11 protein-coding genes and 1 riboswitch are annotated in these 11,484 nt (G+C 39.3%); of the genes, 1 reads left to right on the plus strand and 10 read right to left on the minus strand.

What is annotated here, in order from left to right:
• Positions 1–8: 8 nt before the first annotated feature.
• The 9 genes from IGI46_RS14990 to IGI46_RS15030 all read right to left on the minus strand — a co-directional run bounded on the left by IGI46_RS14990 (position 9) and on the right by IGI46_RS15030 (position 10,278).
• Positions 9–1,262: a tetratricopeptide repeat protein gene (locus IGI46_RS14990; RefSeq protein ID WP_429963848.1), complete on the minus strand. Its 1,254-nt coding sequence runs from the start codon at positions 1,260–1,262 to the stop codon at positions 9–11.
• Positions 1,263–2,315, minus strand: coding sequence for a hypothetical protein (locus IGI46_RS14995; protein ID WP_429963849.1), 1,053 nt, complete (start codon positions 2,313–2,315; stop codon positions 1,263–1,265).
• Positions 2,316–2,996: 681 nt separating this feature from the next.
• Positions 2,997–3,272 carry an HU family DNA-binding protein gene (locus tag IGI46_RS15000; RefSeq protein WP_010759397.1) on the minus strand — a complete coding sequence of 92 codons (276 nt, stop codon included), beginning with the start codon at positions 3,270–3,272 and terminating at the stop codon, positions 2,997–2,999.
• A gap of 231 nt (positions 3,273–3,503) precedes the next feature.
• Positions 3,504–4,814 carry a ribosome biogenesis GTPase Der gene (der, locus tag IGI46_RS15005; protein ID WP_429963850.1) on the minus strand — a complete coding sequence of 437 codons (1,311 nt, stop codon included), beginning with the start codon at positions 4,812–4,814 and terminating at the stop codon, positions 3,504–3,506.
• A 284-nt stretch (positions 4,815–5,098) separates the two neighbouring features.
• Entirely contained in the window at positions 5,099–6,322 is a 1,224-nt protein-coding gene (gene rpsA / locus IGI46_RS15010; RefSeq protein ID WP_207704427.1) for a 30S ribosomal protein S1, read from the minus strand.
• Positions 6,323–6,459: 137 nt separating this feature from the next.
• On the minus strand, positions 6,460–7,140 hold the full coding sequence (cmk, locus tag IGI46_RS15015) for a (d)CMP kinase (protein WP_429963851.1): 681 nt from the start codon (positions 7,138–7,140) through the stop codon (positions 6,460–6,462).
• Between the two features lie 60 nt (positions 7,141–7,200).
• Positions 7,201–7,836 carry an SAG1386/EF1546 family surface-associated protein gene (locus IGI46_RS15020; protein ID WP_429973750.1) on the minus strand — a complete coding sequence of 212 codons (636 nt, stop codon included), beginning with the start codon at positions 7,834–7,836 and terminating at the stop codon, positions 7,201–7,203.
• Positions 7,837–7,904: 68 nt separating this feature from the next.
• Positions 7,905–9,296: a RecQ family ATP-dependent DNA helicase gene (locus IGI46_RS15025; RefSeq protein ID WP_429973751.1), complete on the minus strand. Its 1,392-nt coding sequence runs from the start codon at positions 9,294–9,296 to the stop codon at positions 7,905–7,907.
• On the minus strand, positions 9,271–10,278 hold the full coding sequence (locus IGI46_RS15030) for a helix-turn-helix domain-containing protein (RefSeq protein WP_429973752.1): 1,008 nt from the start codon (positions 10,276–10,278) through the stop codon (positions 9,271–9,273). The genes IGI46_RS15025 and IGI46_RS15030 overlap by 26 nt, the downstream gene beginning before the upstream one ends.
• 26 nt (positions 10,279–10,304) lie before the next feature.
• Between IGI46_RS15030 and IGI46_RS15035 the strand changes: the two genes are divergently transcribed.
• Positions 10,305–10,520 (plus strand): ferredoxin, encoded by a 216-nt coding sequence (locus tag IGI46_RS15035; protein WP_429963854.1) that lies wholly within the window; start codon positions 10,305–10,307, stop codon positions 10,518–10,520.
• A 122-nt stretch (positions 10,521–10,642) separates the two neighbouring features.
• Here IGI46_RS15035 and IGI46_RS15040 read toward each other — a convergent pair whose 3' ends face one another.
• Entirely contained in the window at positions 10,643–11,239 is a 597-nt protein-coding gene (locus tag IGI46_RS15040) for an ECF transporter S component (protein ID WP_429973753.1), read from the minus strand.
• Positions 11,240–11,358: 119 nt separating this feature from the next.
• Positions 11,359–11,477, minus strand: a riboswitch (FMN riboswitch).
• Positions 11,478–11,484 lie beyond the last annotated feature (7 nt).

Below are 11,484 nucleotides of genomic sequence, written 5' to 3' on the forward strand. Positions count from 1 at the left end.
ATCACCCCTTATAGTAAATCCTCCAAAAGTGACACAACTTCTAAATCTCCCGGTTCCATTTCTAAGTACACCGTTAACAATTGTTTAGCTTGCTCTACTAAACCTTCTTCTCGTAAAAAGATCCCATATTCCTTTAAAAATTCTGGTTCATGAGAAAGCTGTTCGTAAGCTTGCTGATAATGCTGTTTAGCTTGGGCAAACTCTTCAATTTCGTTATAGGCTTGAGCTAAGTTCCACTCCCCGTAAGGATTGTCTTGCTCGTCCATTCGTTCAATCATTTCAATTGCCTTTTCCGGCTGATCCTCATTTAAGTATAGATTACTTAGTGTCAATAAAGTTTCGTCAGTTTTTTCACCTAATTTTAACGCCTGTTGCAGCATTTCTTCAGCTTTTTGACTATCCTTAAGACGATAAGCGATCTCTGAGGATAAATGCAGCAGCTCGACTTGAAAAGGATTTTCTTTAATCCCTTGTTCCACTATTTCAAAAGCTTCCTCCAACAATTCCTCTTCCTTCATAGAGTCAGCCAAATAATAATAAGCACTTTGATAAGTTGGTTCTAAATCAATTACTTCCTGCAAATAAATCATTGCTCGTTGGTAATCATGCAATTGATAATAAGTAAAACCGATTTGAAATAAGCGATCAGCAGTACGATCCTCTTCCAGTGCTTGTTCTAAAAATGGCAATGCATCTTCAAAGGCACCTAACAGGCTATAAGCTGTTCCCAAGCGTTCGTTGATGGATACGCGAGCAACCTCATTGAGTCCTTGATTTTGCAGTTGACTATATTCATCTACCGCCTCACCTAGCTGATTATTTGAGAAATGCAGCTCTGCCAGGGCAAAAATAATTAATGGTTCTTCTGGTGCCGCATTTCGTGCCTGAAGCAGTTTCGCTTCACTAACCTCTGGAATCCCCAGAACTTGATACAAATCAGCAGTAATTAATAAACTTTCTACATAGTTGTCACTCTTCGGCTGAACCTTTTCCAAATATTCAAAGGCTTGGTCAATTTCATCGTCCTCGATTGCCATTTCTGCTAAGTATAAATAAAAGCTGTCTTCCTCTGGAAATTCAGTGATCAGTTTTTGATAAATTCTTTTGGCTTCTTCTAAAAAGCCTAGTGCTTGAAGTTCTATCGCTAAACTGGCTAATATTTCTGGTTCATCGTGTTTTAAAGCTTGTTCAAGCAGACTATCTGCTTCGGCTAAATTTTCAGCTTCTAGAGCTGTTAACATTTTTTCACTATAACTTGCCATTTAATTCCCTCTAATTTCTTCTATTAATTTTTGATAATGATCAAAGGTATCCACCAGTTCCAGTTGAGTCGGAACCTGATATGTCCCTGCTTTTCCGACAGCTTCCAGTTCGATCAGCAGGTGTTCTTTTGCTAATAAAATTACTTGCTCGCCGTACTCTCCCAACGATATTGGATCAGGAAGATCGACCGGATAGCCTAATTGCCCCAACCATATCACAAAATTTTTAAAATTGAAATGTAAACCTCTTGTACAGACATTCCAACAAAGTTCCATTAACAAGCCAAACATATTCTTCATGCTGTTGGATAGCAAATGTCCATTCTCGACTCGAAAAAAAGCCAACTCAAAAGCTTTACCAAATTGTTTGATCGCTTTACCATCCTTTTGATAATAGCTCAAAATCGATTCAATAAAGGCGGAAAAGGAACGCTGCATTAACAGCTGCCGATTAGGATACGTGCTGTACAACCTTTGTAAAAAAGTATGATCACTAACAATTCCACAACGAACCAAGCTGAGCAAATCCACCATTTTACCATCAGACTGTTGATCCGCCATCGTGTGATCAAAAAGAACATTGTCTGGCGCTTCAGTGATCTCCATGACTGGTTGAATAGTTTCCGCCAAAACAATTTCATGCTGAAAGGTTAAACTTTGAGCAAAAGCTCGAATGGATACTGGTAAGAGCCACAGGTCTGCTTCAAAATTAGAAACATGATGCAGAAAAGCTGTCAGATCCATCACACCTTCGTTGCCTATCCCAATAAATAAGAAATTCTCTTGTTGACTAAAACGTTTGAGAAAAAAGATAAACTCTTCAAAATGATTCATATCATTGCAATAACGTTGGTTTGTGGTGATAAACCAGTCATGTCGGCTGGAAGCTGGGATAAATTGTGCCAGCTTATCTGCGTATAAATCATAATAACGTTGATTCCCGCAAATTACTATTTGATAATTGCTTAAATTCTTTTCCCTCATCATTGAGGCAACGGTTTCTCCGTAAGTTACTTGGGTTTTCAATGATTCTTGCTGATAGCAATAGTCCATATGCTTCATCACCACCTTTTCATTTCGTACTATTATTATAATATAAACACTTCCAGAAAGTAGCATTAAGAATACTTTTTTATCTCTCTTGGCAAATAATCAGCATATTCTACTAAACTTTTTATTCAGAATGACTTATTCATTCGAAAAACGAGAATATTCTCTTTTCAATGAATATAGTGAATAATTCTCGAATAATTTTATTTAATGAGATTATCTGCAATTTATTTTTAAGTTCTCATAGTTGGTTTTAAATAATTTGGTATACTTTTGATGTTACATACTGAAAGGAATTTGTTAAGCATGATATGGTTGAGCAGAATACTCTTTTGGGTCCCCTTCATTTTCTTTTGTGTAGTCATTTTATCTTTTTCAGCCAAAATGACTAAAAAAAAGGCCATTATTACCTTACTTTGTATGCCCGTTCTCTTTTTTACCATCAGGATATTTAATTATCATCACTGGGAGCCCGATGAATGGCTAGTTTACTATTTAATCGGCTTTGTCGTCTCCACCGTGGTACTTTGTCTTGTTTGGTATTATCTCCAAAGAAAAGAATAGTGGAGCTTAACGATGGCCGCCATGTCCTTCTATGTAGGCCTCCGCTTGGTACGACCTTGACTTTACTATATACAAAAAAACCGTTAGAGCCCTGGAGCCCTAACGGTTTTTTAACTGTCATTATTTGACAGCATCTTTTAATGCTTTACCTGGTTTGAACGCAGGTACTTTGCTTGCTGGGATTTCGATTTCTTCTCCAGTTTGTGGGTTACGTCCTTTACGAGCCGCACGTTCACGAACTTCAAAGTTACCAAAACCGATCAATTGAACTTTTTCGCCTTCTGCTAATGCGTCTTGGATTGTTGCAAAGACTGCGTCAACAGCTGCGGTTGCGTCTTTTTTAGTTAAATCAGTAGCAGTTGCAACTTTTTCGATCAATTCCGCTTTGTTTGCCATGAATGAATTCACCTCCTGAGAAATGAGTCTGATGTTTATACATCATTAATCTAACAGCTGAGTGGTCCAGCTATTAGTGTTGAAATATTGATTTGGTCAATATTCTTTTATAACGATAGCATATGAACCTTGTGATAGCAAGGTTTTTAGCAATTTATGACACAAAATTCATTCTTTTATAGTCGAAAAAGAAAAATAATTGTCAGGTCAAAAAAAGTATGGTAAAATGTCCTACTTTCGGCGACGCGGCAAGATTTTGATCGGTGTTCCTTCAAAACCAAATGCTTTACGAACCTGATTTTCTAAAAAACGAGCATAAGAGAAATGCATCAATTCTTCCTCATTAACAAAAACTACAAAAGTTGGTGGCTTAACTGCTACTTGTGTAGCATAGAAAATCTTCAATCGTTTCCCTTTATCCGTTGGTGTTGGGTTAATCGCTACTGCATCCATTATGATGTCATTTAGAACCGCTGATGGAACTCGCAGATTTTGATTCATGCTGACATCTTCAATCATTTCCGGCAACTTATTCAAGCGCTGCTTAGTAGCAGCTGACACAAAGATGATTGGTGCATAATCCAAATAAGCAAATTCTTCGCGAATCTCTTCTTCGAATTTCTTCATGGTGTGAGTATCTTTTTCGACTAGATCCCATTTATTCACCACGATGATGATGCCGCGACCTGCTTCATGGGCATAGCCGGCAATTCGCTTATCCTGCTCACGAATTCCTTCTTCACCATTTAAAATCACTAAAACGACATCTGAACGGTCAATTGCACGCATTGCACGCATAACACTGTATTTCTCAGTATTTTCATATACTTTGCCCCGTTTACGCATACCAGCTGTATCTATCATGGTAAATTCTTGACCGGAGTCTCCAACAAAGTGGGTATCAATCGCATCACGAGTGGTCCCTTCAATATCAGAAACAATTACTCTGTCTTCACCTAAAATAGCGTTAATTAATGACGATTTACCTACATTCGGACGACCAATTAAACTGAATTTGATGCTCTCATCGTCTTCCTCTTCGACATTATCTGGGAAATGCTTCACTGCTTCATCTAAGACATCCCCTAGGCCTAAGCCATGACTTCCCGAAACTGGGAAAGGTTCTCCTAATCCTAGCGAATAGAATTCATAAATTTCACTGCGCATCTCAGGGTTGTCTACTTTGTTGACAGCTAAAATAATTGGCTTTTTACTTCGATATAGAATTTTTGCTACGGATTCATCGGCATCAGTTACACCTTCACGACCACTGGTAATAAAAATGATGACATCCGCTTCATCAATCGCAATTTGCGCTTGATGTTTGATCTGTTCCATAAATGGTTCATCGATCATATCGATCCCACCAGTATCAATGATGGAAAATTCATGACTTAACCATTCACCTTTCGCGTAAATACGGTCACGAGTTACGCCTGGTGTATCTTCAACGATTGAAATCCGCTCTCCAGCGATTCGATTAAAAATCGTTGATTTACCGACATTGGGACGACCAACAATAGCAATAGTTGGATTTGACATGGTTGTACTCCTTATTTATAGTTTATTGTGAAATTTTTTCACTTGAATGCCATTTCGCTTATTTGCGATACTCACTTGTTTAAATGGAAATTCTATCAAATTCACTTTACTCTTGTGCGTATACCTATTCTACTAACTAATTCAACTAATCTAGCGAAGTAGAACTGGCAATTCTCCTTAGTTTAACGAAAGAACTCCCCTCTTGCAAGAGAAGGGAGTTTAAATTTCGATGAATTTAGGTTTTTTTCAAACAAAAAGACGCACAATTTGTACGTCTCTCTTTATTATTCGTTAGAATCTTCATCTGAACTTTCGTTCAAGGCGTCCCCTAAAATATCTCCCATCGTAAATCCGGTGCTTTCTTCCGGCATTTCATAGGAAGTATTTTCTGGTTCTGCTTTTTCTTCTTCTGGTTTTTCTTCCAGTGCCTTAATCGATAAAGCTACTCTATGGTCATCTGGATGAACTTCTAAAACCTTCACTTGTACTGTGTCCCCTTCATGCAATACTTCATGAGGAGTGGCAATATGCTTATGAGAGATTTGAGAAATGTGAACTAACCCTTCGACACCTGGGAATATCTCCACAAATGCACCAAAGCTGGTCAAACGCTTAACAGTACCTTCTAATACTGTACCTGTAGCAGCCTTTTCTTCAATCCCACTCCAAGGTCCAGGTAAGTTAGCTTTGATTGAAAGAGAAATACGTTCTTTATCAGGATCAACTGATAATACTTGTACATCCACTTCTTCACCAACAGAGAGTACATCTGAGGGTTTACCGACATGGCTATGAGAAATTTCGGAAACGTGCACTAACCCATCAATACCACCAAGATCAATAAATGCTCCAAAATCGGTTAAGCGTGCAACTTTACCGGTAATTACGTCACCTTCATGCAAGCCAGCAAGAACTTCTTGTTTCTTCTCAGCTTTTTCTGCTTCTACAACCGCTTTATGTGAAAGGATCAAACGATTCTCAGAAGGTTCAATTTCAATGATTTTGAAAGCCAATGTTTTGTTGACATATTCAGAGAAATCATCCACAAAATGATCATCAATCATTGATGCAGGGACGAATCCGCGTACACCAACGTCCACTACCAAACCACCTTTAACACTGCTGGTGACCGGTGCTTCAATGATTTTTCCGGCTTCATAATCTTTCTCAATATCTTCCCAAACCTTCTTAGCATCCAAACGACGTTTAGAAAGAAGATAGCTGCCGTTCTCTTTGTCTTTTCCAATAGAGGAAATGACAACTAAATCAAGGACATCGCCAACCTTAACTTCTTCACTAATATCCTCGACAGGTAGAGTGGAAAGTTCTTTCGCGGGAACAACCCCTTCAACTCCTGCGCCTTCAATACCGATGATGACTTGCTTATCCTCTAAGGCAAGAACCTCACCTCTGACGATATCACCGACTTTTACTTCTTGGACGCTTTCCATTGCTGCTTCCATGGAAACATTTTCGTTATCCATTTGATTCTGTTCTAATTCTGTCATGACGTTTGTCCTCCTAACCAACAATTCATACGTAAATAGACTACAGTTTCTATTTTAGAATATTACACATAAAAAATAAAGCGATTTCTTCTCTTTTTCGCAAAAAGAGTACAAAAATCGCTCTATTCCATGATTTTTCACGTAATTTCGAAACCTTTTTCCAAAATAACCTCTTGAATCTTCGCAACTACCTGATCAATAGACATTCCAGTAGTATCGATTTTAACTGCATCCTCTGCCTGAACGAGTGGTGAAACAGTGCGATGAGAATCGAGATAATCGCGATGTGCAATCGCTTCTTTCAAGGAATCAAAATCAGTAGTCATTCCTTTAGACAAATTTTCTTTATAGCGGCGTTGCGCCCGTTCCTCGACACTCGCAACCAAGAATATCTTCACTTCTGCATTAGGCAGTACAGTTGTACCAATGTCACGTCCATCCATTACTACTCCACCAGCTGATCCTAATTCCTGTTGAATATGTACCAGTTGTTCACGAACCTTCCCATGAGCAGAGACTTCTGAGACAGCTGAAGTGACATCAGACTGGCGAATTTCTTCAGTTACATTCTGATTATTCACAAACACCAACTGACCACTAGCAGTTTGTTCAAAGGATATCGGATATTTTTTTATCAATTGAACTAGCTCAGCTTCCCGGTCAAAGGGGACATTGTGCTGGATAGCTAAATAAGTAACCGCTCGGTACATTGCGCCCGTATCTACATAAATGAAATGAAAATCTTTTGCTAAATGCTTCGCTACGGTACTCTTGCCTGAAGAGGCTGGGCCATCAATAGCAATAGCGATTTTTTCCACACGCTTCTTCCTTTCCAAAAAATCAGCCGCAATCAGTTGATCACGGCTGAATATTCATCCTTATTGAATGCGCAGTTCTTCACCAGGATTAATTGCTGGATAGAAGGTATCACCAGTAATTGTGATGCCGTTTAATTCTGCAAGTGTTTCAACTGGTACACCTGTTCGGTTAGCAATTTGCTGCAAACCTTCACCTGCTTGCACCGTTGCAGTTGAGCCACTAGGTGTTTGCGGTTGTTGTTGCGGTTGTTGTTGAGCCTGTTGCTGTTGCTGCGCTTGTTGCTGTTGTTGTTGCTGTGCTTCTTGAGCAGCTTGTTGTTCTTGCTGACGTCGTTGCGCCTCTTGAGCAGCTTGTTGCTGCTGGGCAGCTGTATCTTCTGAGCTCTCTGAAGTGCTCGAAGATTCTTTAGTACTTGACTCAGTTGACTCTACAGTTGATGAAGAAGACACTTGTGTCGTACTTTCAGGAGAGGCCGCTGGTTTTCCAGTATCACGAGTGATCCAGAAATAGGCACCTGCTGGAATTGAAATCAACAATAATAGCAAAATAACTAGAATTGTTAAGAAGCGAGTGTTCCCGCCTTTATTTTGTTGCTGACGAGACTGACGTGATGCGTACTCTTCCTCTTCTGTTTCATAAATATGCTGATCCCAAGGCTCGTTATTTGTTTCTCTGTTGCGATCTCTTCTACTCACTTTATCTTACCTCCTAATTGCTGTCGCCAAGTATTATACCATAGCATGAAAAAAAGTGGCTCACTATTTCAATCTTTCATCGTTTTTTTAAATAATTTTAGTAATATCACCGACCATTCTTCTGAGAAAATTATTGGCTCTGGTGATTCTTCAGCTGTTTTTATAGAAGCTCCATCGTTGTCACAGCAGTCTTTCGGCTGATTTCCTAACTGCTGTCCAAAGTAATTAACCAAGTATTTTCTTCGACAACCTGTCAACTGAATGTAGGTGAGCATTTCTTGTAATTGGATTTTTCTAATCTTTTCTCGTTGTTCTAAAAGATCAATTAGTTCCTGAGATTGATTAGGAAAAAGTTTTTCCCACTTTTGAATTAAAGGGTTATCCAACACTAAATCAGCAGTCTGTTTTTTTATTTCAAACAACCGACGACTGTCGACGCTTTGTTGATGAAGAAACTGATGAATATACTCATCTCCTTCATTATAAAGCAATATCGCCTGACTGAATTGTCCATCTCGACCGGCACGGCCAATCTCCTGCAAATAGTCCTCTGGAGAAGATGGTAAATCGTAGTGAATTACAAAACGAATATCATTTTTGTTCACCCCCATGCCAAATGCATTGGTAGCGATCAAAATTCTTAGTTCCCCAGCAATAAATTGCTGCTGCAGCATGCGTCGTTCTTGACCGGTCAAACCACCATGATAATAGGCAATTCTCTCCCGGTTTTTCAAACGTTCGTACAGTTCCTCAACATGCTTACGAGTAGCACAATATATAATTCCGGCTCCTGAAAGCTTAGGCAGCAATTCTAGCAGTCGTTCCTGCTTCTCACCAGTTTCCACAAATAGACTTATATTAGGGCGGTCAACCGAATAAACGATTTCCTTAACCGTTTGTGAGAAGAGCAGTTGTTGAATATCCTGTCTTACCTCAGGGGTGGCCGTGGCTGTTAACGCTAAAATCAGCGACTGATTTAGAAATCGGATGCCTTCACTTAGCTTCAAATACTCTGGTCGAAAATCAACACCCCATTGAGAAACACAGTGAGCTTCATCCACTACAATAAAAGCTATTTTTATCCTTCCTAAAGCTTGTTGAGTCTTGTCAGATAAAAACATTTCCGGACTCATAAAAATAAATTTGTATGTGGAAGGATGTTCTAAGACATATTGCTTTTCTGACATAGAAAGTAAACTGTTTAGCGCGACTGTTTTTCTCTCCCCTAATTGCTGCAGCTGAGTCACCTGATCCTCCATTAATGAAATTAGCGGAGAAATCACAATAACCGTTCCTTCAAATAAATAACCTGGGAGCTGATAACAAAGAGATTTCCCTGTACCAGTTGGCAGCATTCCCAGCACAGATTTCCCCACTAAAAGAGCCTCAATAATTTCTTTTTGACCTGGCCGAAATGAGGGATAGCCAAAGCGCTCAATCAGCAGCTGTTTTGCGTTCATAATCCTGCTCCTTTAAAAATAAAATCTGAGACAAACGGAAATTTAAATACGGTATTTCCGCAAACTCTTGATAACGCCACATCAACATTTCACTTTCAGAAGCGGGTGCAATCAATTGAAAATCAGAAAATGGAAAATCCTCTGCCACCAAAGCCCATTCGATAAAATGATCATTTAAAGTTCCCTGTTTCAAGTTACGTTGTTTCCCAATCTCCTCAATAGAGAGACCTCTCAAATATAGGTTACGGGTTTTCAGCATACTTTGATTATAGTTTAATTGATCCAACTGCTTCAGCAGTCGACGAAAATTAGGCTGTTGCAATGCTTGGTGGAGAAAGGCATCGACTGCATTCTGATAATATAGTCGATCCCACGGAACCTCCTGCCATTCTGCTGGTAGAAGCTGGAAAGCCACCCGACCAAACTGTTCATGTCCGCTAAACTGATTAGCTAGGAAATTAGCTTGATATTTATTTAAAGATGCAAAAATATGTTGCAGTTCTCTAGGAAAAGCTATCAAAAAATCTTTCCCAGATTGACGTACCCACCTTTTTGTTTGGTATAAGAACAAGGGGCGGGAATCTAAAGGAATATATTCATTTTTGTGGTAAGTCAAATAGCTTGCAACTTGGACACCCAATAAACTCAGCTGCCACATTCGCTCCCGCTCACGTCCATAGCGCAATCCATTTAGATCAACTAGCTGGGTTACTCTTGAAGTCTGCAATTGGAGCTGTCCAGCTTCAGTTAGCTGGCCGAAACCCTCGATTTGTTCAATCATTTTTTTGCGGATTAACTGGTCAACTAATTGATTAAACTGCTTTTCATCCAGCTCAGAAAAACTGTCAAAAAACGGCAGATTGCGATAGAAAAATCCATGGAGCAATACTGAGCTGGTTCGCTTGCCAATTAATAAATGATATAAGGTGGAGATACGCAACTTGTGTCCCGTGTGAAATAAAGCTAAAATAAAGTCTGTCATAGAAAAACTCCTAGAAGGTGAAAGTTATGAAATGCGAGATTCTGCCAGAGCGCTGCATTGCCTGTGGTCTGTGTCAGGCACTGGCACCGCAATTTTTTGATTATACAGATGAAGGCATCGTTACCTTCATCGATGAGCCTCACGCACTGCAAGAATTTATTCCTGAAAAGGAACAGTCTGAGGTAGTTCAATCAGCCAAACGCTGTCCCGCCCATGCCATTCTTCTGCATAATCCACTATAACATACGTAAAAGAAAAAAGATTTGACGAAATAATTTGTCAACTATTTGTTAACTTTTTACCCGTCTAACTTTATTTTGAACGCGTAAAAAAGGCCCTCCATAATTGGTGGGCCTTGTAATTGCTATATTGAACTGTGATGATGGTTGGTTATAGTTTTCTTACTCAGCCATGGCAATAGTTTAGCATGCAGGATCAGAAAAGCACCACTGACTACCATACCTTTAATCAGGTTGAACGGAACAATTCCCACTAATATATATTTTCCCAAGCTCATACCCAGCATTTCGCCAGCGGATAAACCAAACGCTTTTAAATAAAGCGGGGTAATCACAAAGTAATTAGCAATACTCATAAAAATAGTCATGGCCAAAATACCTAATCCAATTCCGATAGCTTTTTTACGAGCCGTTTGTTGTCTAAACAAGTAAAAAATCGGCAAGGTAAACATACTGGACGCTAAGAAACTAGCTAAATCACCAATTAAATTATCAATCGAAAAGCCTGTTGTTACTAGATGAAGCAATGAGCGAACAAATGCTGTTGCAACACCGGCCAGCGGACCAAAGATAAACATATTGATCAAGACTGGAATATCACTGAAATCCAGTTTTAAAAAGGGAAATATCGGGATAATTGGTAAGGCAATAAATTGCAGAATTAATCCCATGGCTGCGGCCACCGCTACGGCTGTCATTTTTTGTAACTTTACGTTCTTCACTAACAATTCCTCCTGTTTGGAATCATCTTCATCGAAGCTAATCAGGCTGTCTGTACGTAAAAAAACTCTATGCTTCAGAAAAAGCATAGAGTTACTTGAATACATTCATACCCAAATAAGCCTATCTTCTTTATCCAGACTATACTGTCGGTCTCGGATTTTCACCGAGTCAGCTGCTTGCGCAGTTCGTGGACTATCACCACCGGTCGGGATTTTCACCCTGCCCCTGAAGACGAACCTAAAAT

The organism is Enterococcus sp. AZ163, from assembly GCF_050498925.1.
Classification (GTDB): domain Bacteria; phylum Bacillota; class Bacilli; order Lactobacillales; family Enterococcaceae; genus Enterococcus_A; species Enterococcus_A ferrettii.

Coding starts and splice junctions, on each gene's coding strand:
- IGI46_RS14990 (WP_429963848.1), bottom strand. CDS start 1,262: ATGGCAAGTTATAGTGAAAAAATGTTAACAGCTCTAGAAGCTGAAAAT.
- IGI46_RS14995 (WP_429963849.1), bottom strand. CDS start 2,315: ATGGACTATTGCTATCAGCAAGAATCATTGAAAACCCAAGTAACTTAC.
- IGI46_RS15000 (WP_010759397.1), bottom strand. CDS start 3,272: ATGGCAAACAAAGCGGAATTGATCGAAAAAGTTGCAACTGCTACTGAT.
- der (WP_429963850.1), bottom strand. CDS start 4,814: ATGTCAAATCCAACTATTGCTATTGTTGGTCGTCCCAATGTCGGTAAA.
- rpsA (WP_207704427.1), bottom strand. CDS start 6,322: ATGACAGAATTAGAACAGAATCAAATGGATAACGAAAATGTTTCCATG.
- IGI46_RS15025 (WP_429973751.1), bottom strand. CDS start 9,296: ATGAACGCAAAACAGCTGCTGATTGAGCGCTTTGGCTATCCCTCATTT.
- IGI46_RS15030 (WP_429973752.1), bottom strand. CDS start 10,278: ATGACAGACTTTATTTTAGCTTTATTTCACACGGGACACAAGTTGCGT.
- IGI46_RS15035 (WP_429963854.1), top strand. CDS start 10,305: ATGAAATGCGAGATTCTGCCAGAGCGCTGCATTGCCTGTGGTCTGTGT.